The sequence below is a fragment of the Aliinostoc sp. HNIBRCY26 genome (assembly GCF_050235535.1).
GTDB lineage: Bacteria > Cyanobacteriota > Cyanobacteriia > Cyanobacteriales > Nostocaceae > Trichormus.
Map to the genome: position 1 here is coordinate 1 of NZ_CP189852.1, position 20,728 is coordinate 20,728.

The following is a 20,728-nucleotide window of genomic DNA, read 5'->3' on the forward strand; positions in this document are numbered from 1 at the left end:
ATTACTCCGGCCCTTATCACGGTTATGACGGATTTGCTATCTTCGCTCGTGATATGGATCTCGCCCTCAATAGCCCCACTTGGGACTTGATTGGCGCACCTTGGAAGAAAACCGCTACAAAAGCTAAGGCTGCTGCCTAGTTCCAAGAAATAGACGGATAGCCTGGGGTGTCTGCGCCCCAGGACACGAGGGAGGAATGGTGAATGCTGAATGCTGGATGAAGTGTCATTCATTATTCATGATTCATCACTCGTAACTCCCTTCAGGGGAATAAGTCACCCAGGCTATTGCTAAACATCACTTACTAAACCAACCAGCAAGCGTAGAGAGACAGACAAATGCCACAGAATCCAGACAGAATTGTAGACCACGTTGATCTATTCAAACAGCCAGAATACACAGAACTGTTTGAAAACAAGAGAAAGAACTTTGAAGGCGCACATCCTCCTGAAGAAGTTGAAAGAGTTTCTGAATGGACAAAATCTTGGGACTACCGGGAAAAGAACTTCGCTCGTGAAGCTTTAACCGTTAACCCCGCTAAAGGTTGCCAACCTGTAGGCGCGATGTTCGCTGCTTTGGGTTTTGAAGGCACTTTACCTTTCGTTCAAGGTTCTCAAGGTTGTGTTGCTTACTTCCGTACACACCTCAGCCGTCACTACAAAGAGCCTTGCTCCGCAGTTTCTTCTTCTATGACAGAAGACGCAGCAGTATTCGGTGGCTTGAACAACATGATTGAAGGTATGCAAGTTGCTTACCAATTGTACAAGCCCAAGATGATTGCTGTTTGCACCACCTGTATGGCAGAAGTTATCGGTGATGACTTAGGTGCATTCATCACCAACTCTAAGAACGCTGGTTCTATTCCTCAAGACTTCCCCGTTCCCTTTGCTCACACACCTAGCTTCGTTGGTTCTCACACCACTGGCTATGACAACATGATGAAGGGTATTCTGTCTAACTTGACAGAAGGTAAGAAGAAAGCTACCAGCAATGGCAAAATCAACTTCATTCCTGGTTTTGATACCTATGTTGGTAACAACCGCGAATTGAAGCGGATGCTAGGTGCAATGGGTGTTGACTACACCATTCTGTCTGATAGCAGCGACTACTTTGATTCACCAAACAACGGTGAGTACGAAATGTACCCAGGTGGTACAAAGCTGGAAGATGCGGCTGATTCTATCAACGCTAAAGCTACTGTTGCTCTCCAAGCTTACACCACACCCAAAACCCGCGAATACATTAAAACCCAATGGAAGCAAGAAACCAAAGTTCTGCGTCCCTTCGGTGTTAAAGGTACTGACGAGTTCTTGACTGCTATCTCTGAATTGACCGGTAAAGCTATTCCTGAAGAGTTGGAAATCGAACGCGGTCGTTTGGTTGATGCTATCACCGACTCCTACGCTTGGATTCATGGTAAGAAGTTCGCTATCTACGGCGACCCCGACTTGATTATCTCCATCACCAGTTTCTTGTTAGAAATGGGTGCTGAACCAGTACACATCCTCTGCAACAATGGCGATGAGACCTTCAAGAAAGAAATGGAAGCAATCCTTGCTGCTAGCCCCTTCGGTAAAGAAGCTAAAGTTTGGATTCAAAAAGACTTGTGGCACTTCCGTAGCTTGTTGTTCACCGAGCCTGTAGACTTCTTCATCGGTAACTCCTACGGTAAGTACCTGTGGCGCGATACTAAGATCCCAATGGTACGTATTGGTTATCCCATCTTTGACCGTCACCACTTACACCGCTATTCTACCCTTGGCTACCAAGGTGGTCTAAACATCCTCAACTGGGTTGTTAACACCATTCTGGATGAAATGGATCGTAGCAGCAACATCACTGGTAAGACCGACATCTCCTTCGACTTGATTCGCTAGAACTTGGTTTTAGCGTTCCAAGAGAAGTAAATCAGGTGATTGATTAAAACTGGGGACTGGGGAATAGGGACTAAAACCCGAAACCCCCTCCCCAGTAAGCAATAGCTAAGTTTCAATTGTTCCTCACTCTATTCTGAAGTATCTACTATGTCCACAACTCATACTCACCATCATCCTAATTTTCATCCACCAAACTATAAACAACCAGGCGCGTTTGATGTTCTGCGTCCTTTGCGTCGTTTGGTTGATAATTATCCAGTTAAAAATGCTCGTTTCGCTCATGTCATATGTCAGGTAATTCCTTGCTGTTGTCCTTTTGAGCGAAATATTAATTTATTTGGGCGGACTATTCATATTCCAGCTTTGTGTAAGCTTAATCCTCTGTATGACGAGTTTGTAGGATTGCGTTTTCGAGCTTTGTCTTATCTGGCTGATGAATGTGGAGAGGATGTTACTAAGTATATTTGCTAGAGGCTAATAGCCGTATTTCTTGCAAAGGTCTTGTTTATGAAAATGCGACTACAGATAAGTTTTTAAACGCAAAGGGTCGCGGAGGTTAACGCGGAGGTACGCGGAGGATTTCGCGGTGTTGGAGAGGATTTTTGCAAGAAGTTTATTATGAACGGTCATCAGTAATTAGGTGGATAGTTGAGAACTGAATTACTGATGACTGATAACTCAAAATTAAAATGTCGATCGCGTGCGAGAAGAGAGCATGAACACCCAAAGAAAAATTAATGAGTTGCTCAACCAACCTGGATGTGAGCATAATCAGGAGAAACACGGTGCAAAGAAGAATAAGTCTTGTAGTCAACAAGCACAACCAGGGGCGGCTCAAGGGGGTTGTGCTTTTGATGGGGCGATGATTGCGCTTGTGCCTATTGTCGATGCGGCTCATTTGGTTCACGGGCCGATCGCCTGCGCTGGTAATTCTTGGGGTAGTCGTGGTAGTCTCTCTTCTGGCCCAAAAATGTATAAAATGGGCTTCACTACTGATATGTCAGAAAATGATGTGATCTTCGGTGGTGAGAAGAAGCTATATAAGGCAATTCTGGAAATTCATAACCGCTACCAGCCCACTGCGGTATTTGTTTACGCTACTTGTGTGACAGCCTTGATTGGTGATGATATCAATGCTGTTTGTAAAACTGCGGCGGAAAAAATTGGTACTCCTGTTATCCCTGTATTTGCTCCTGGTTTTATTGGTAGTAAGAACCTCGGAAACCGTTTTGGCGGTGAAGCTTTATTAGATTATGTTGTCGGGACAGCAGAACCGGAGTTTACCACTCCCTATGATATAAACTTAATCGGCGAATATAACATCGCTGGGGAAATGTGGGGAGTCCTGCCGTTACTGGAAAAATTGGGTATTCGCGTCCTGTCGAAAATTACAGGCGATGCTCGGTTTGAAGAAATCCGCTATGCCCACCGCGCCAAGCTGAACGTGATGATTTGTTCACGGGCGTTGCTCAATATGGCGAAAAAGATGGAGGAACAATACGGCATCCCCTACATTGAAGAGTCTTTTTATGGCATCGATGATATGAATCGATGTCTGCGTAATATTGCCGCCAAATTGGGCGACCCTGATTTACAAGAGCGTACTGAACAGCTGATTGCGTCAGAGATGGCGGCTCTCGATTTGGCACTTGCTCCTTACCGCGATCGCCTCAGAGGTAAGCGAGTTGTATTATATACAGGTGGTGTCAAGAGTTGGTCGATTATCTCGGCAGCGAAGGACTTAGGTATAGAAGTAGTTGCTACCAGTACAAGAAAGAGTACGGAAGAAGACAAAGCGAAAATCAAGAAGTTGCTGGGTACTGATGGCATCATGCTCGAAAAAGGCAACGCCAAGGAACTTCTACAACTAGTAAAAGATACACAAGCAGATATGTTAATTGCCGGTGGTCGTAACCAATACACCGCCCTTAAAGCCCGGATTCCCTTCCTCGATATCAACCAAGAACGTCATCATCCCTACGCTGGTTATGTAGGTATGTTGGAGATGGCGCGGGAACTCTACGAAGCCCTCTACAGCCCGATTTGGGAACAAATCCGTAAGCCTGCACCTTGGGACGAAGATATGGGGACACTGGCTCACGAATATACCAAAAATCAAAATCGCGTTTTTGAGGGATTGGGGATTGGGGATTAGGGACTGGGGACTGGGGATTGGGAACTAGGGACTGGGTATGGAATTTTTCTCCCCCTGCTCCCCCTGCCTCCCCTGCTCCCCCTGCCTCCCCTGCTCCCCCTGCTTTCCCATTTTCTACCCAGGAGTTAATCTAAATGGCAGTCGTTACTGTTCCCGACAAATCAGTTGCAGTTAATCCTCTCAAGCAAAGTCAAGCTTTGGGTGCGTCGTTGGCTTTTTTGGGATTGAGGGGGATGATTCCTCTGTTCCACGGTTCGCAAGGTTGTACAGCTTTCGCTAAGGTGGTGTTAGTTCGTCACTTTCGGGAAGCGATTCCCCTCGCTACTACGGCGATGACGGAAGTAACGACTATTCTTGGTGGTGAGGAAAACGTAGAACAGGCGATTCTGACCTTAGTCGAGAAATCCAATCCCGAAATCATTGGTTTGTGTAGCACTGGACTCACAGAAACCAGAGGCGATGATATTGAGAGATTCCTGAAGGATATCCGCGATCGCCATCCAGAACTTGCTCACATTCCCGTAGTTTTTGCACCGACACCCGATTTTAAAGGCGCGTTGCAAGATGGTTTTGCAGCAGCTGTCGAAAGCATAGTGAAACAAATTCCCCAAGCTGGGGCAATTAGAAGCGAGCAAGTGACAATTTTGGCGGGTTCTGCCTTTACTCCAGGGGATTTGCAAGAAATTAAAGAAATCGTCACCTCTTTTGGATTAATCCCCATCTTTGTACCTGACATTGGCGCGTCATTAGATGGACATCTAGAAGATGGTTATACTGCCATCACCGCCAGTGGTACAAGCGTGGCGCAACTGAAAGCCGTTGGTTGTTCCGCCTTTACTATCGCCTTGGGTGAAAGTATGCGGGGTGCAGCCAAAATTCTGGAACAACGGTTTGGCATTCCTTACGAAGTATTTAGCGAATTGACTGGACTAGAACCAGTAGACGAGTTTTTGCAAGCATTAGCCATTCTGAGCAGCAACCCCGTACCCGAAAAATATCGCCGTCAACGTCGCCAATTGCAAGATGCAATGTTAGACACGCACTTTTACTTTGGTGCGAAGCGGGTATCCTTAGCATTAGAACCGGACTTACTGTGGTCAACAGTGCGCTTTCTGCAATCGATGGGGACGCAAATTCATGCAGCCGTGACCACAACACGCTCACCCCTGTTAGAAAAACTCCCCATCAAGAGCGTGACTATTGGAGACTTAGAAGACTTAGAAGAATTGGCAGTTGGATCTGACCTGCTGATTGGTAATTCTAACGTAGCTGCGATCGCCAAACGTCTTTCCATCCCTCTTTATCGTCTCGGTATACCTATCTATGACCGATTAGGCAATGGCCTATTCACCAAAGTAGGCTATCGCGGCTCAATGGAAGTCTTATTTGGCATCGGCAACCTATTTCTAGAAGCAGAAGAAGAACGAGTGAAACACTTATGGGGACTGGAAACTGATTAATTCAAAATACAAAATTCCAAATTAGGGAATTGAGAATAAATTACCAATGCCCAATTCCCTATGCCCCATCCCCAATGACCAAAAAAGCAGGAGAATGAAAGTGAAAATTGCCTTTACAACTACCGACCACGTACATATTAATGCTCACTTTGGCTGGGCGAGAGAAATTGATGTCTATGAAATTGATGCTGAAGGATATCAATTTTTAGAAACCTTAAATTTTGAGGGTGACTTACAACAAGATGGTAATGATGATAAAATCACACCAAAACTAGATGCACTAGTTGATTGTGCCATTGTATATGTCACAGCTATTGGTGGAACTGCTGCGGCTAAATTAATTAAAAAAGGTGTCACCCCAGTAAAGGCACGTTCTGAAGAAGAAGAAATCAAAGAACTCCTCACAAAATTAGTCCAAACCTTAAAAGGTAATCCTCCCCCTTGGTTGCGGAAAGCATTGCAACCCAAAACCACAAACTTTGCAGATGAATTAGAAGACGAAGCAACAGTATGAGCGCAGAAAATAGTGTCAACGATCCCGCTACAAATGTAGTTGCCACCTCACCATTTCTCAAAACCTTAGTATTACAAATTCGCGGACAAGACGCTTACGGAGTTTACCGTAATTGGTCAGACGAACTACTACTAAAACCCTTCATTGTTCCCAAAAAAAAGAAACGGGAAATTTCCGTTGAAGGTGAAGTAGATGCCGTCACCCAAGCGCGAATCATGTCATTTTTCCGCGCCATAGCCGCCAGAATCGAACAAGAAACCGGCTTAATTTCCCAAGTAGTAGTTGACCTAAGTCACGAAGGCTTTGGCTGGGCTTTAGTCTTTTCCGGTCGCCTCTTACTCACCGTCAAAACCCTCCGCGACGCTCACCGCTTTGGTTTTGAATCCCTAGAACAACTAGCAGAAGAAGGCGAAAAATTCGTCGCCAAAGGACTAGACCTAGCCACCCGCTTCCGCGAAGTCAGCAAACTTTAGGAGTGCTGAGTTATGAGTCACGAGTTACATAGCTCCTTCTCATAACTCTTGCATAAATACCAGGTACAAAACGAATAGATCCTTTCGCGCACTTCTTTGCGACTTTGCGCCTACCCTTCGGGAACGCCTGAAGGCGAATGCGCGAGCCTTTTAAAACTCTCCCTCCCCGCCCAAATATTGATACAATCACCCCCCAATGCAAGTAGAAAACACCAGCATTGAAGAACTCAAAAATAAAATCAAACGCCTCAACAGCAAAGCCGGACAAATGAAAATGGATTTGCACGACTTAGCAGAAGGCTTACCCACAAATTACACACAATTAATGGAAGTTGCAGCCGCAACTTATGAAATTTATCATCAGCTTGACGAACTCAAAAAACATCTCAAGCAATTGGAGCAAGGCAAATGACTAAAAATATTGAAGAATTCAAAAAACTTACCGATGCCGAAGAATATTTTAAATTCTTTGAATTAGAATATGACCCCAAACTTGTTAATGTAAATCGTTTACATATCCTGAAAAAATTCTCACAATTCATCAGTGAAATTGACAGCAATTCCGAACTAAGTAACGAAGAAAAATTAAATCAATACTCACTAGCACTGCAACAGGCTTATCAGACCTTTTTGGAATCATCTCCTCAAGAACAAAAACTGTTCAAGGTATTCAAAGACAAGCCAAAAAATGTAATCACGCTGACAGAACTAACGTCTGATTAGGAGGTATAAAGTGATCAACCTAACGCCTACCGAATTAGAACGTTATAGTCGCCAAATGATGCTCCCCAATTTTGGCGAAGTAGCTCAGAAGCGTCTGAAGTCGGCGACGGTTTTAGTGACTGGTGTGGGAGGATTAGGCGGTACGGCTGCGCTTTACCTAGCAGTAGCAGGCGTTGGGCGGTTAATCCTAGTCCGAGGCGGTGATCTGCGGATGGACGATATGAATCGTCAGATTTTGATGACGGATGATTGGGTAGGTAAACCGAGGGTTTTCAAAGCCAAAGAAACCCTACAGGCGATCAATCCTGATATCCAAATCGAAGCAGTTCACGACTATATCACCCCAGAAAATGTAGATGAGTTAGTGCAGTCTGCGGATATGGCTCTAGATTGCGCTCACAATTTTACAGAGCGTGATTTATTGAATGCAGCCTGTGTACGCTGGCGCAAACCAATGGTGGAAGCAGCGATGAACGGGATGGAGGCTTATTTAACTACCATTATTCCTGGTGTGACTCCTTGTTTGTCCTGTTTCTTTCCAGAGAAGCCTGAGTGGGATCGGCGTGGTTTTTCTGTGCTGGGTGCGGTGTCTGGAACACTGGCTTGTTTAACAGCACTAGAAGCAGTCAAGCTGATTACTGGGTTTAGTCAGCCTTTGTTGTCGCAATTACTCACCATTGATTTTAACCGCATGGAATTTGCTAAGAGACGTTCTCAACGCGATCGCTCTTGTCCAGTATGCGGTAATAACGCACCTTGGCGATATGCTCAATCCAATTCAATGGAAACGAGTAACCAACTGCACACATAGTTAACTACTCATCACCCATTACTCATCACTAAAACACCAATCGCTACAAATCAGGAGTTTCGATGACCGTTACTTTAACAGAAAAAGCAGAATTTCGTCTGCGAGCATTCTTGCGCGGTTCAGCTGCTGACACTGATGAGACAACTACTAAAGGTGTCCGCATCTCTGTCAAAGACGGTGGTTGCAGTGGCTACGAGTATGGAATGGAAATCACCAGCCAACCCCAGCCAGATGATATCGTCATCCAACAAGGTAAAGTACCAGTTTATATAGATGCCAAAAGCGCACCTTTATTAGAAGGATTGATTATCGATTTTGTGGAAGGTGTTGTAGAAAGTGGCTTTAAATTCACTAACCCCAAAGCCACTAGCACCTGTGGTTGTGGTAAGTCCTTCAAAGCTGGTGATTGCTCCCCTGAAGGCGTACCTTGCAGCTAAAAAGTTTCCCTTAAACAAAATAGACACTTGCTTGTATTGATATCGCAACAAAAGCGGTGTCTTTCTCCGCCACCATTCTCGAAGCATTAAGGGAGATTTATTCACTTCGAGAAACTAGTCCCATCCGATAAATCTTGAGGAGAACCGGAAAATGGCAACATATCAAGTTAGACTGATCAGCAAAAAAGAAAACATCGACACCACAATTGAGATTGACGAAGATACCACAATTTTGGATGGTGCAGAAGAAAATGGTATTGAATTACCTTTCTCTTGCCATTCAGGTTCTTGCTCTAGCTGTGTGGGTAAAGTCGTTGAAGGTGAAATCAACCAAGATGATCAAATCTTCTTAGATGACGAACAAGTAGGCAAAGGATTCGCTTTATTGTGCGTTACCTATCCTCGTTCTAACTGCACAATCAAAACCCATCAAGAACCTTATCTTGCTTAATCAATGGCTGTAGTCGCTACTATTTACATCTGTTGAAAACATATATCTATCAGGATGAAGTGTTAATTTCATCCTGATTCTTTATCTAGAAGAAATATTACAGCTTGAATTTTTGCAGGGGATACCAATGTTTACTCCATTTAGTGTGGCTGGTAGCTCTTTAGAATTGCTTCAACTAGGAGAACAAGGTATAGTTACTTTTTGCCAGGTTCAGGATCAGGCGTTTCTGAAGAAACTGAAATTATTAGGTTTAACAACAGGTACATCTATTACTGTTGTACAAAAGTTTCCCGTAATATTAATCAAAGTCGGTAGCATTTTAATAGAAATCGATAAAGAATTGGCACGCACTATTTATGTGCGGATAATTTAATTATTTGGTAGGGGAATTCCAGGTAAAAAAATATCCAAACTGTAGGGTGCGTCAGTATGAATAATCTCTTGGTATAGTTAGGTTTTCTCGCACTGACGCACCCTACTAAGCTGTTTATTTGGGATAATTTATTTTTTGGTGTTCCCTAGTCAAGACTAAAGTCCTACGACACTGTGCTGTTGCTCAAGTACAGTGTCGCTGGGCAAAATCTGGATTTTCAGAATGAGTTTAATCAATAGCCACTATCACATCTGAAGATTTGATCAAAGCATAAGCTTGCTTACCTTCAGTTAGTTGTAACTTGTCGGCGGATGATTTGGTGATAATAGAAACTATCTCTACTCCAGGTGCAAGTTCTAAAGTTATCTCTGTATTTATCGCACCTGGAACAACTTTTTTAACCGTCGTTTTGAGAAAATTACGCGCACTAACTTCCATATATTATTGAGTTTTGAGTGTTTACATCTGACAGAATACCAACTTTTTAGGTAATAGATAATCAATTTTAGATTCTCTTAAGAATCCTACTAGAGATAAATTTAACAATAGTGCAGCATAATATTTACCTAATTAGATAGTTGCATTGCTTACGAAATATTTGTATTCTCACAGTATTAATCATATTTTTATTGACACATGGTGAGATTAAATATAGCTAAAATAAGCTATTTTGTATCTACAAAAACCAAGAAATTGCATAATACAATACAAAAACAAAAATGGTGGTTTTTTTCGTAATTTTTAAGCGGTTTTAATCAATATACACGGGAATATTTATAAAGGTTCATGATCTGAACTTATCAGAGTGATAATATATAAGTAAGCTAAATTGTTGCTAGTGAACTGAAACTTCAGCAAAAAGCCACAACAGGGTGATTTCAGACATTCCTACCTTAATACTGGTCAATCACATCAATTTAATAGCAAGCCAGAGAGCTGCAATTAGGTAGAAACTGCGTAAATCTTTGCCGAAAAACACCAGAATAATTAAGGTGTGAAATAGTTAGGTAACTGCATCACAGGTATGTCTATATTACCTAAAACGTTTTGATCAAGGTAGCAAATAAATTAACTACCAATTCACAGGTAATCGGTTAATTTTGCCGCCTACGCAAAAATAGTTTTGGCAAAATTGTAGCAGTTTAGCAATAATTTCCTTCCTTGCAAACATAAGGAGCAGTAATTATGAGAGCCAAACAAATTATGACTCAAGATGTAGCTACAATTAGCAGTTCCGCAACTGTAGCAGAAGCAGTCAGACTCTTAAGGCTCAAAGGACTGCGTGCGTTAATCGTAGAACCTCGTCATAGTGCTGATGCTTACGGTATCGTGACTGTGGCTGATATTGCAGGTAAGGTTGTTGCTTATGGTAAAGATCCTGAAAAAGTTCATGTTTACGAAGTTATGAGTAAACCCTGCATCGTGATTGATCCTGATCTCGATGTGGAATATGTAGCACGATTATTAACCAATACTAATGTGTGGTGCGCGCCTGTAATTCGTGGCGAATTATTGGGTGTAATTTCTGTAACTGATATTGTCAGCAAGGATGACTTTATTGCTAAACCAAAACTGGTATTCTTGCGGAAAGAACTACACAGAGCTGTTTCCGATGCGCGTGCAATTTCTGCTAACTATGGACCAGATTCTAAACGGGCTATAGAAGCGTGGGATTTTGTAGACGAACTCGAAACCGAAGCTTGTTATTATGGCTTACCTAAACCAGAGAAATCTACTAGAGAAATATTTGCAGAAAAACCACTGTTTGCTACTGTCTAAAGGTAAGAGTAAAGGTAATAAGTAAAAGATAGAGTTACTTATTTACTGACTTTTCACACTTTAGAGCCTGAGTTTACAACTCACAGCGACAGATTTCTATAGCATTGTGTTTAGAGATGGTGGGCAATGCCCACCATTATCTATTATTGCGTAAATTGTTGGTTGATACAAAAATATGATGAATAAAAAAAGTAACCCTAATTTGAGTGCAGAAACTCAGCAATGGTTAACTGCGAGAGGTTACGACATAGCAGATTTAAATCGATCTGGTGAAAATGGTGACACCGCTTTGATGAAAGCAACGCGTGAGGGGATATTTACAATTGTCGAAGAGTTAATCAAGGCTGGGGCTGACATTCATGCTAGAAATAATGATGGAAATAATGCTTTGTGGTTTGCTTGTTTTGGTAATCACTACGATTTAATTGATTTTTTACTGGCTCATAAAATTAATATTGATAATCAAAATGATAATGGTGCAACTGTGGCAATGTATGCTGCATCATCAGGTAAAGCGGAAGTATTGAGATTGCTTTTACAATACCATCCTAACTTAAATTTAAAAAATTTGGATGACTATAGAGCCATAGATTTTGCTAGCACAATAGAAGTTTTGAGGATTTTGAAGAATGCTGCAAAATAATTGTTCTAGTCGCAGCTATCATGAAAACACCAAGCATTCATACTTATCGGTGCAGCTTGATCCAAATTATGTTGATGCTGCAACTCAGCCAACTGCATTTAAAGTTTATCCCAAGTTCTATCGAAGAGTGAAATTAAATCTCAATAATAAAATTCACTCTTTTATTTGGCTAACTAGTGCTGTTACTTTAGAAAAATTGTATAAAAATACTGCCTATAAACTACGGGTAAATCCATCAGCAGGCGCGTTGTACCCTACTGAGGTATATGTACAAATTCGCGGAATGCCGGAAATAGTGGATGGAATTTATCATTTAGAAGTTGAGAATAATTGTCTAACACTCATCTATGAATTAATTGATGATGGGTTAGAGAGTTATATTATACAAGGCAAAAGTATAAGCGGATTCATTTTTTTAATTAGTTCTGTTTATTATAGGTCTAGCTGGAAATATAAAAACAGGAGCATAAGATATTGTCTGTTAGATAGCGGACACCATTTAGGTGCTATTGCAGCATCTGCTTATCTCCATGAACGTAATATCCAGTTAATTTTTGACTTTGATAAACTCGCTCTCAATACAGCATTAGTATTTGAGAATAAAGAGTTTATTACAGCTTGTGCAGTATCTGGTGAAGTACAAGCGAAAAGTGTGAGAAAACTGAGGCTCAAAGTTCCTTTTGTTTGTGGTACAGATTATTTTGAAGCTAATCAATTTATTGAAGATAGCTATCAAGCAACAGCTTGTCAAACGAGTCGCCAACAACAATTTCAACAGCCTCAATTTGATTTTGAGCCTGAAAAATTCTACCAAACTGTCTGGAATAGGCGTTCGATTAGACGTTTCCGGAAAGAGTCCATTTTGCAAGAACAATATTTATATATCTTGCAAAGACTAAATCAGCCAGTCCCAACGGCGAACTTTGAAGAAATAGAAGTTTATGCGGTGGTGCATCGTGTTGAAGGAATGTCACCAGGGTTATATAAAGGCGTGAATTTGGTGAAAGCAGGTAACTTTAGTGAACAAACTGGTTACTTGTGTATTAATCAAATTATTGCCAAAGATTGTGGTGTGATTTTTTTCCTTGTATGTGAATATACCAGCTATCAAACTGCTATGCAAATAGCTGGGTTTCTGGGGCAGAGAATTTATCTGGTAAGTAATTATATAGGCATTCAATGTAGTGGCATTGGTGCTTTTTATGATGATGAAACCCAGAATTCTTAAAAACAGAAAAAGATGTGCTTTATGCAGTAGCAATTGGCATTTAATTTAGGATTGTGATTAGAAATGAAAGGGCAGAGTTTCTATTTTAATAGTGATGACTATCATCCTATGCAGCCATCATCGGCTGATATTATCTTGAGACAGCAACTAGAGTATTCGATTAGCAGGTATTTTTACGAAGCTTGCGATCGCACTCTAAAAAATTTGTTATCTAATTGTAGATGGTACGTTACAACTCAAGCCAATGCTATGACATTGGTGATTGAATGTCCAGATCAAGTTACGAATTGGCGGGTACTACAAAAACTCGTACCAATGGGTAAATTACTCAACCAAATCGTGAGCAGTGCTAAGATTCGCGTTTGTCCTCCAGAGAGTGAAGGTGTACCTTTTGAAATGAGGGTAGATGAACTTTCTGTGTATCGTGATATGGCTTGAAAGGAGGCAGGGGGGCAAAAGAATTCAAAATTCAAAATTCAAAATTAAAGAATATTTGTCTTTTGATTTTTTATTCCCAATGCCCTATGCCCTGTCATAATTACGAATTATTTGAGTGATTTTTTCAAATACCAAATCAGCAGCATTTTGCACCACAGGACTTAAATCTAGTCCAAAATCAAGACTCACAGCTTCAATTAAATAAACAATTACATCTTGCGGGAAATCATCGGGAAAGATTTTCTTTCCCGCAGCTAAAGCATGATCCCAACGAAAATCATGCAGGTTATAACTAGGTTCTGGTAACGTTGCTAATTCTTCCCCAGGAACTTGAAAGACTGCACCAGGTTCTGAACCTGTGGAACTAGCATCTATAATTACTAACTTTTTACTACCCCTAGCCTGAAACATTACCTCCATCCCGGCTGTTCCACAGTCATATATTTGTACGTTAGGATGAGGATTTTCGGCTAGGTATTTTTGTAGGCGTTGGGCAATGATTACGCCTACAGCATCATCACTGCGATTGAGATTCCCACAACCAATTATTGTTAGCATAGAGTAATTAGCTACCAATTTTAATTCTGCTTTTATGTCCAATATTCCCGAAACACCATATGGACAATATGAATTTTTTCTCAAAAATTCTAGTGATCATTTGTTTCCTGCATCTGTAGAACTTGGTTGTCGAGATTGGAATGATAACAGAGGAAGACACACTGACTGTAGAATTTTAATGAAATGGGCTAATGGTGAAATTGAATGTATGGATTGGCATTTTTTTGGAGCATTGAAGCTGATTCGCAGACAATTAGCTTTACAAGATATTTATCCAATATGTTACGGCGCAAATCGTAACATTATAGTTACCGGAATGGCATTAGAGATGGGTTTAGGATTGAAAGTTTATAAAGCAAAAATTGGTAGTTATCCTACTCGTCATGATTTAGTACGCATTTTTGCTACTGGAGAAGATGTTGAGCCTGTTACTGTTGAAATTCAAGAAGAATTTCAGCGTCAATGGGTAGAATCAATTAACAGAAATCAAGGTATGGGTTAATTAAGAAAACATATATTGGTGAATTTGATCAACTCATAGGCTCCAATTCATCTGATGTGCATAAAACTAATTGTGGGAACATATGATTACTTGTCATGTTTCATCATTACCCACAATTAAGGTATCCAGCTCAATGACTAAACTACATTCCTCAATTGCTAAAATCGCCGCAGTTATTACTACTTTAGTTACTTTCAGTCTTTCAGCTACCCAAACTCACGCTTCTTGTGCTGCTCCTTTGTCTGGTGGTAATTTTGAAGGACAGGCTAGCCAAAGAGTTTCTAGTCCGTGGGTTGGTGAAGGGAGAGTTGGTATTGATGTTGGGGCGGGATACAGTCATGCTGGGAGAAATAACGCTTGGATGCGGAATGTTTCGGGATGGAATGGTATCCGTCAGCGTGTCAGACTCCAGCCTAATACCCAATATGTGTTAACAGCCTATGTTCGCACTTCCGGTAACGTGACAGATGGTTATTTTGGGGTGAGAGATGCTAGACAAAAGGTGTTTACAGAATTGAAATTTGGTAGTCTACCTGGTTATACACCTTTGACTCTGAGATTTAGAACAGGTAATGAATCTGTGTACAATATCTTCACTGGATTTTGGGCATTAGGTCAAGATAGTTGGGTGCAAGTAGATGATTATCGCCTCTCTGGTGGTTCTTGTGATGATGTGAATTTAGTACCAGCAGATAATTGAGTTTTGTAAATCTATGGCGGGAAAACTAGTGTAGAGAGTGCGATCGCTTTACATTAGTATTTACCAATTCACAACATTTTCCTTAATTTATTCTTAATATCATCAAATTAAGCTGCCAGTAATTTTTCAAGCTGATGGGATGTCAAGCAAAGCATTTGCAACAGCTAAAGCTAAAAATTACCAGGGAATGGTGATTATTATTCATGCTAATCCTAATAACTTTAGTGTTCCAGCCAATGCACAGCAAAATGGCTTTAGTGATTTTATCAACACTTTAAAGGCTGAACTAAAAGAGTATAGTAAGCCTGTCATGATTGTTAATGGCGATACCCATTATTTCCGCATTGATAAACCCTTAAATATTGATACCCTACCCAATACAGTTGTCACAAACTTTACTCGTGTAGAAACCTTTGGTGATCCCAATGTTCAATGGTTGCGAGTCACAGTTGATCCTAAAAATCCACATCTCTTTGAAGTTAATAAAGAGATTCTTCCTGTAAACTAAGAGATATTTACAGGTTAAAGAAGAGCTGACTTTTCATGAGATATGGAAAACCCCTCTCCAAACCTCTCCCCTAAAAGGAGAGAGGCTTTAATTTTCCCCCTTCCCTACTAGGGAAGGGGGTTAGGGGGTTAGGTTTTGCGTTAACTTTTCCACACAACGTGAAAAGTTAGACAGAAAACAGCAGCCAAAATATATCCGATACCGTTCTCTGTAACCCATATTTTTGAAACTAATTAAAAAGTCACATTATATTTATCAGCCAATTCAGAAAGCTTTTCATACTGTTGAATTGCTGCTTCAGTAATTAATGTTTTTGCTTCTTCTGGAGTAGTACCATTTTCTGGGATTAAATACTTAACATAAAGAGATAAAAAATCCACCATAATTGCTGAACCTATTAAGCCGTGACTATCAGCTTCTTGTCCAGCCATTGCGGAGACAAGTCCGGTTTTTATGGGGTCTGGTCTACTTTTCATGAACTGATCAATCAGTTGCCAAATATATTCATTGGGAATCAGATTTTCTAACTTACTTAGATCAGGAGTAAATTCTATTCCTGCTGATTTTACCTGCTCTAAAATACACCACTCAGCAAATTCTTTGAGGGCTGCTTCTGGAAGTTTAGGGAAATATTTATGTAGTTCTAAATTAGACACAGGCTCACCTTTATTTAACTTTTACAGCAGTGCATTAAGGCAAGCCTAACTTAATATTTATCTAAGTTTTAGTGTGTTATGTTACGACAGTCGAAGAACATAGATAATCTGAGATTATTGGCTGAGTGCGATCGCTATTTATCAAAGTTAAAGTAGACACAATAGATTCTACAGTTAACAAAACATAATACTAGCGTGTTAATAATGTAAAAAATCATTAATTAATCAGTGCTATTACGGTTATTTTTTAGCAAAATAAGTTATAAAAAGTGACAATACATCTAAATTTTTCCACCCAAAACAGGATTTTAGAGATGAATATTCAAAAAGGAATAAGTTTCGCACTTTTGATGCTTTTATGTGGATGCAGTGGAGTGAATAATTCTAATGTATCCAGACAAACAACACCTTCTAGCCAAACCACACCTACTGAGGAAACAACACCTTCTAACCAAACCACACCTACCGAGGAAGCAACGCCTCCGAGTGAAAATACATCTAACGAAGAAACAACACCTCCAAGTGAAAATACATCTAACGAAGAAACAAAGCCTCCGAGCGAAAACACATCTAACGAAGAAACAACACCTCCAAGTGAAAATACATCCGCGCCGTCATCAGACAATAAACAACTTAATCAAACCGATTTAGCATTTATTGCTGATATTGAAGCTTTTGCGCGTAATAATGGCACAACCTTTTCCGATGTGACTCCCGAACAAAATGTGAAAACTGCTCGTGATATTTGTACTGGAGTCAAAAATAATGGCGCAAGCACAGCTATTAAAACGTTTTTTAACGCTATAACAACTCAAAATCCTAACTTAAAAGAAGGCGAAAAATCTGCACTGGGATATATATTTAGTGCATCAGTCAAATATTATTGTCCCCAGTATCTCCCTGACGTACGTAATTTTCTAGCTAACGAAAAAGCTCCTAGCTAAAACTTGGTAACATAAATAAAGCCTGCGGCTTGAAGTCATAGAGAGCGCGATCGTTAAATCTTCAAATGTGCCAATATGTTGAGCGTATGTCAGTGAAATTATCACTGGTTGCTAAAGTAAAAGCATGAGCTTATTGGGGAATTTGATACTATCAACATAGCAATCATATCTCCGATAAGTTAAATGCAAACGCAAGCATTGTAGATTGGCAATAAAACTATGAGCAAGCACAAAAAAAGCAATCTCCAGTGGATTAAGGAAACTCTAGAACTCAAGCCTGATCATCGCTGGGAATCTCCATCAGGCTACAAAATTTTTGTAGCTAATCGGGGAGCTGTTCGCTTCAATGTCCCACAGAATTGGGTGTTTGAACCACAAGAAAAATCTTTTAAATTCATGGATAACAAACCACCCAAAGATGATTGCTGTCTAGAAGTATCATTTAACCAGCTACCTCCCCGTGATTGGAGTTTATTTCCCCTGAAATCTACCTTAAGAAAAGTGGTAGATGATGACAGTAGGGATGTCATTGCAAAAGGTGAAATTATTACAGTCAAACGTCAAACCGCCAAGATTGTCTGGACAGAGATTAAATTTATTGACACCCAAACAGAACCACGGGAAGCTTTTTCACGTATTTGTATTGGTTTAGGATCAAATGTGCAATGTTTAATTACCTTTGATTATTGGGCAGATCAAGCCGAAAAGTTAACACCTGTTTGGGATGAAGTAATGCGGAGTTTGACACTAGGACTATATATCCGCGATCCTCAGACTGGTTTAGCATTCCCTGATTAAAGTATAAAACTATATCTTTTGTAGTATAAGTAGTACAAGTAGGGTGTGTTAGGCGTAAGCCGTAACGCACCAAAGCCTTTGGAGGAGGTGCGTTACTACTTATCTATATATAGGAATCCGACTTGATTATTGAAATGATTTGTGTAGGTAGGGAACAGGGAACAGAGAGAAGTCTGAGCGGAGGTTTCCTCCGATCAGAACTTTGGAGGAACAGGAAAAGAAGTAACAGAGGTGTACCGAGTTTTTTCAGAAATCAACTATGATTCATATATTTCGTAGGGTTTAAACTCTGTTCAATCCTCAAAATCCAAATCAAATTGCAATCAAATTTCTCACGAAATAAAAATGTGGAATTTTTGACTTGCTATCTTGCCCATTGTTGCAAAATATAGCTGTAAAAAGCATCTTTATCAACTTTATCCATAGCTAAAATTTGTTTCCCCCCAGAAACAATTTTCGTGCGCCCCTGACTAATACCGCTAGTAATAATTTCCGTTTCCCACTCTCTTAATTGATAAAGTTCTGGTCTTCCTAAATAGGCAGTTGCTAACACATCCCAGAAATAATAATCTTGGGGAATTACTAAGGCATAACATTGTCCTGCTAAATCAGAAATAGGATAGTGGCGTTGTTTGCCCATTTTCTGCACTAAATCTGATGTCACAGGTACATTATTAGTTAAATCCAAAGGACACATAATAATTTCTATTTGGGTTTCCCATACCTGCGCCGCCGAAACAGCATCCCAATAAACATTCCATTCTGCTGAACCATCTTGTCCAGCTTCTAAACTTTTTTCCACATTCCCAGGAACATTTAAAGCACCACCCATCCAGATAATTTTGGCAATTTTAGATTCAATATCTGGTGCTTTTTCTAAGGCTACAGCTACAGTGGTCAGTGGCCCTGTTACCATGAGTGTGACTGGTTCTGGTGCTTCTCGTAACACCTGCACCATAAAATCTTGACCTGTTTGTTTAACTAAAGGTGTTGTGAGAAACTCGTTTTGATTGAGAATTGGCAAATGATCCACAATCAACGAATCACGACGATATAAACGCGGAAAAGGATTAATCCCGCGTACCGTACTTTCTGCTACGGGGATGTGAGAAAATCCCATCAAATCTATAATCTTGCGTGTAGCACTAACGGCTGGCTGTACGTAACAATCGGCGGGTGTAACGACAACACCGAGAAGTTCTATATGTTCCATCGTCAACAGCAGCATAGTCGCTAGATAGTCGTCTACACCGCCATCGTGATCCATTAATACTAGTTGTTTGTTCATGAGGAGAAAATTTAAAGATGGATGAATTTATGCAAGCTGCGATTCAAGAAGCACAACAAGGTAGACAAGAAGGGGGAATTCCCATCGGTTCTGTGCTTGTCAAAGATGGTCAAATTATCGGTAAAGGACATAACAAACGAGTGCAAGATGGTGATCCTGTCACCCATGCTGAAATCGATTGTCTCCGTAATGCCGGTAGAATTGGCAGCTACAGAGGTACAACATTATATTCCACTCTCATGCCTTGTTATTTATGTGCTGGTGCTGTGGTGCAATTTGGAATCAAAAAAGTGATCGCCGGAGAGTCTAGAACTTTCCCTGGCGCAAAAGAATTTATGGTATCTCATGGTGTGGAAGTAATTGATTTAAATTTAGATGAATGTGAGCAGATGATGAGTGATTTTATTACTAATAATCCTGAGTTATGGAATGAGGATATTGGTAAGTAATAACAATTTGGGATTTTTGATTTTTGATTTTTGATTGAAAGCGGATAGAGATAAATAATATTAGGGACACAACTAATGTTGTGTCCCTAATATTGGCATAATTGATTGACTAGCAAAATGTTGTAAAAAGTAAAGTTTATTTTTTACTTTTGCCTTTTGCCTTTTGCCTTTTGCCTTTTACCTTTACTAGTATGGCCCAATTTGGGGTAATACATTAAAGATTGGCAGTAAATAGAAGGAGGCTATCAAAAAGACGATGGTGGCTGCTATCCACTGCATAACATCTTTGTTAGAACCACGTAAAAATGTTTGCCAGTTTAATGGTTCATATCCTCTCATGGAAGCTGGCAATTTGTCACGGTAATCTGTGCCGTAGCGCGCTGTTCTTTCAAAAGGTAATTCACCTCTTGTTCGCTGTGGTAAAACTCGGCGCAGTTGGTAGGGAACTGTAGAATCACCGAAGTTGGTGTTATATTCTTCGCTGTTGAGTAGATCGCCGATGAAACCGGATAGTCCTTTAGTAGCAATGACTATTGACCAAGCCAGTTTTTCGCGATCGCTATAAACTCTACGTCCTAAAATCCTTTGTACACAAATTTCTACAAAGCGATAATTATTGTTAGAATCGTAATTGAGCCGCCGGAAAGAATCAGATAAAGCTAATCCTCGAATAAAGTCTTTGACTGTGATTTGTCCGGCTCTAAGTTGAGATTCTAAAAAGATTTGACGATTACTAAACAACATCTGTTGTTCATGGAAAATTTGCCGATAAGCCGCCGCAATCAAAGCATCCATTTCACTGGATGATGGCAAGTTATCTGTTGTGTAAACTCTCGGCTGTTCATCACCAGGCACTTCAAAGGCAGTAACACGCTGATTTTGAGATGAAGGGGCATATTCCAACAAGGGAATTGACATAACAAATACCTCTATGGTCTGAAGAATTCACCAACAAAATTCCGC

26 protein-coding genes and 2 pseudogenes are annotated in these 20,728 nt (G+C 40.4%); 23 read left to right on the forward strand and 5 right to left on the reverse strand.

Annotated features, from left to right (window positions below):
* Positions 1-2: 2 nt before the first annotated feature.
* The 13 genes and pseudogenes from ACQFX9_RS00005 to ACQFX9_RS00065 all read left to right on the forward strand — a co-directional run.
* Positions 3-140, forward strand: a pseudogene (locus ACQFX9_RS00005) (nitrogenase molybdenum-iron protein subunit alpha); the annotation flags it as partial.
* Positions 141-338: 198 nt separating this feature from the next.
* Positions 339-1,877, forward strand: a complete 1,539-nt coding sequence (gene nifK / locus ACQFX9_RS00010) for a nitrogenase molybdenum-iron protein subunit beta (protein ID WP_427160147.1) — start codon at positions 339-341, stop codon at positions 1,875-1,877.
* Positions 1,878-2,024: 147 nt separating this feature from the next.
* Positions 2,025-2,348: a Mo-dependent nitrogenase C-terminal domain-containing protein gene (locus ACQFX9_RS00015; protein ID WP_427160148.1), complete on the forward strand. Its 324-nt coding sequence runs from the start codon at positions 2,025-2,027 to the stop codon at positions 2,346-2,348.
* Positions 2,349-2,592: 244 nt separating this feature from the next.
* Positions 2,593-4,032, forward strand: coding sequence for a nitrogenase iron-molybdenum cofactor biosynthesis protein NifE (gene nifE / locus ACQFX9_RS00020; protein WP_427160149.1), 1,440 nt, complete (start codon positions 2,593-2,595; stop codon positions 4,030-4,032).
* Between the two features lie 134 nt (positions 4,033-4,166).
* Positions 4,167-5,492, forward strand: coding sequence for a nitrogenase iron-molybdenum cofactor biosynthesis protein NifN (gene nifN / locus ACQFX9_RS00025; RefSeq protein WP_427160150.1), 1,326 nt, complete (start codon positions 4,167-4,169; stop codon positions 5,490-5,492).
* Between the two features lie 100 nt (positions 5,493-5,592).
* Positions 5,593-6,006, forward strand: coding sequence for a nitrogen fixation protein NifX (gene nifX, locus ACQFX9_RS00030; protein WP_427160151.1), 414 nt, complete (start codon positions 5,593-5,595; stop codon positions 6,004-6,006).
* Positions 6,003-6,479: a NifX-associated nitrogen fixation protein gene (locus ACQFX9_RS00035; protein WP_427160152.1), complete on the forward strand. Its 477-nt coding sequence runs from the start codon at positions 6,003-6,005 to the stop codon at positions 6,477-6,479. The genes nifX and ACQFX9_RS00035 overlap by 4 nt, the downstream gene beginning before the upstream one ends.
* Before the next feature lie 196 nt (positions 6,480-6,675).
* On the forward strand, positions 6,676-6,891 hold the full coding sequence (locus tag ACQFX9_RS00040; RefSeq protein ID WP_427160153.1) for a CCE_0567 family metalloprotein: 216 nt from the start codon (positions 6,676-6,678) through the stop codon (positions 6,889-6,891).
* Complete coding sequence (gene nifW / locus ACQFX9_RS00045) at positions 6,888-7,202, forward strand: nitrogenase-stabilizing/protective protein NifW (protein ID WP_427160154.1); 315 nt, start codon at positions 6,888-6,890, stop codon at positions 7,200-7,202. The genes ACQFX9_RS00040 and nifW overlap by 4 nt, the downstream gene beginning before the upstream one ends.
* A gap of 10 nt (positions 7,203-7,212) precedes the next feature.
* Positions 7,213-8,013: a HesA/MoeB/ThiF family protein gene (locus tag ACQFX9_RS00050; RefSeq protein ID WP_427160155.1), complete on the forward strand. Its 801-nt coding sequence runs from the start codon at positions 7,213-7,215 to the stop codon at positions 8,011-8,013.
* Positions 8,014-8,075: 62 nt separating this feature from the next.
* Entirely contained in the window at positions 8,076-8,450 is a 375-nt protein-coding gene (locus tag ACQFX9_RS00055) for a HesB/IscA family protein (RefSeq protein WP_427160156.1), read from the forward strand.
* A 151-nt stretch (positions 8,451-8,601) separates the two neighbouring features.
* On the forward strand, positions 8,602-8,901 hold the full coding sequence (locus ACQFX9_RS00060) for a 2Fe-2S iron-sulfur cluster-binding protein (protein WP_103135409.1): 300 nt from the start codon (positions 8,602-8,604) through the stop codon (positions 8,899-8,901).
* Between the two features lie 127 nt (positions 8,902-9,028).
* A complete protein-coding gene (locus ACQFX9_RS00065) occupies positions 9,029-9,274 on the forward strand; it encodes a FeoA domain-containing protein (RefSeq protein ID WP_427160157.1) in 246 nt (81 codons plus the stop codon).
* A 228-nt stretch (positions 9,275-9,502) separates the two neighbouring features.
* On the opposite strand, the gene ACQFX9_RS00070 is transcribed toward ACQFX9_RS00065, so the two are convergent.
* The gene (locus ACQFX9_RS00070; protein WP_236140281.1) at positions 9,503-9,712 is read right to left on the reverse strand and encodes a TOBE domain-containing protein; all 210 of its coding nucleotides are present in this window, start codon (positions 9,710-9,712) and stop codon (positions 9,503-9,505) included.
* A gap of 747 nt (positions 9,713-10,459) precedes the next feature.
* Between ACQFX9_RS00070 and ACQFX9_RS00075 the strand changes: the two genes are divergently transcribed.
* The 4 genes and pseudogenes from ACQFX9_RS00075 to ACQFX9_RS00090 all read left to right on the forward strand — a co-directional run bounded on the left by ACQFX9_RS00075 (position 10,460) and on the right by ACQFX9_RS00090 (position 13,362).
* Positions 10,460-11,053 (forward strand): CBS domain-containing protein, encoded by a 594-nt coding sequence (locus tag ACQFX9_RS00075; protein ID WP_236140282.1) that lies wholly within the window; start codon positions 10,460-10,462, stop codon positions 11,051-11,053.
* Positions 11,054-11,231: 178 nt separating this feature from the next.
* Entirely contained in the window at positions 11,232-11,696 is a 465-nt protein-coding gene (locus ACQFX9_RS00080; protein ID WP_427163037.1) for an ankyrin repeat domain-containing protein, read from the forward strand.
* Positions 11,683-12,968, forward strand: a pseudogene (locus tag ACQFX9_RS00085) (nitroreductase family protein). Before ACQFX9_RS00080 ends, ACQFX9_RS00085 begins: the two are co-directional and overlap by 14 nt.
* A 19-nt stretch (positions 12,969-12,987) precedes the next feature.
* Positions 12,988-13,362 carry a hypothetical protein gene (locus ACQFX9_RS00090; protein ID WP_427160158.1) on the forward strand — a complete coding sequence of 125 codons (375 nt, stop codon included), beginning with the start codon at positions 12,988-12,990 and terminating at the stop codon, positions 13,360-13,362.
* 84 nt (positions 13,363-13,446) lie between these two features.
* Here the strand turns inward: ACQFX9_RS00090 and ACQFX9_RS00095 are convergent, their stop codons facing one another.
* Positions 13,447-13,920: a hydrogenase maturation protease gene (locus ACQFX9_RS00095; RefSeq protein ID WP_427160159.1), complete on the reverse strand. Its 474-nt coding sequence runs from the start codon at positions 13,918-13,920 to the stop codon at positions 13,447-13,449.
* 34 nt (positions 13,921-13,954) lie between these two features.
* Here ACQFX9_RS00095 and ACQFX9_RS00100 point away from each other — a divergent pair, with 34 nt between their 5' ends.
* The 3 genes from ACQFX9_RS00100 to ACQFX9_RS00110 all read left to right on the forward strand — a co-directional run bounded on the left by ACQFX9_RS00100 (position 13,955) and on the right by ACQFX9_RS00110 (position 15,630).
* A complete protein-coding gene (locus ACQFX9_RS00100) occupies positions 13,955-14,422 on the forward strand; it encodes a hypothetical protein (RefSeq protein ID WP_427160160.1) in 468 nt (155 codons plus the stop codon).
* A 133-nt stretch (positions 14,423-14,555) separates the two neighbouring features.
* Positions 14,556-15,122, forward strand: coding sequence for a hypothetical protein (locus ACQFX9_RS00105; RefSeq protein WP_427160161.1), 567 nt, complete (start codon positions 14,556-14,558; stop codon positions 15,120-15,122).
* Positions 15,123-15,261: 139 nt separating this feature from the next.
* Complete coding sequence (locus tag ACQFX9_RS00110) at positions 15,262-15,630, forward strand: hypothetical protein (protein WP_427160162.1); 369 nt, start codon at positions 15,262-15,264, stop codon at positions 15,628-15,630.
* A gap of 233 nt (positions 15,631-15,863) precedes the next feature.
* Here the strand turns inward: ACQFX9_RS00110 and ACQFX9_RS00115 are convergent, their stop codons facing one another.
* Positions 15,864-16,286, reverse strand: coding sequence for a hypothetical protein (locus ACQFX9_RS00115; protein WP_427160163.1), 423 nt, complete (start codon positions 16,284-16,286; stop codon positions 15,864-15,866).
* A gap of 374 nt (positions 16,287-16,660) precedes the next feature.
* On the opposite strand from ACQFX9_RS00115, the gene ACQFX9_RS00120 reads away from it, so the two are divergent.
* Both ACQFX9_RS00120 and ACQFX9_RS00125 read left to right on the forward strand, forming a co-directional pair.
* Positions 16,661-17,230, forward strand: a complete 570-nt coding sequence (locus tag ACQFX9_RS00120) for a DUF732 domain-containing protein (protein ID WP_427160164.1) — start codon at positions 16,661-16,663, stop codon at positions 17,228-17,230.
* Positions 17,231-17,449: 219 nt separating this feature from the next.
* Entirely contained in the window at positions 17,450-18,028 is a 579-nt protein-coding gene (locus ACQFX9_RS00125; protein WP_427160165.1) for a hypothetical protein, read from the forward strand.
* A 364-nt stretch (positions 18,029-18,392) separates the two neighbouring features.
* Here the strand turns inward: ACQFX9_RS00125 and ACQFX9_RS00130 are convergent, their stop codons facing one another.
* Positions 18,393-19,316, reverse strand: a complete 924-nt coding sequence (locus ACQFX9_RS00130; RefSeq protein WP_427160166.1) for a nucleoside hydrolase — start codon at positions 19,314-19,316, stop codon at positions 18,393-18,395.
* Positions 19,317-19,333: 17 nt separating this feature from the next.
* Between ACQFX9_RS00130 and ACQFX9_RS00135 the strand changes: the two genes are divergently transcribed.
* Complete coding sequence (locus tag ACQFX9_RS00135) at positions 19,334-19,765, forward strand: nucleoside deaminase (protein ID WP_427160167.1); 432 nt, start codon at positions 19,334-19,336, stop codon at positions 19,763-19,765.
* A 186-nt stretch (positions 19,766-19,951) separates the two neighbouring features.
* Here ACQFX9_RS00135 and ACQFX9_RS00140 read toward each other — a convergent pair whose 3' ends face one another.
* Positions 19,952-20,683, reverse strand: coding sequence for a phycobilisome rod-core linker polypeptide (locus ACQFX9_RS00140; RefSeq protein WP_427160168.1), 732 nt, complete (start codon positions 20,681-20,683; stop codon positions 19,952-19,954).
* Positions 20,684-20,728: the final 45 nt, after the last annotated feature.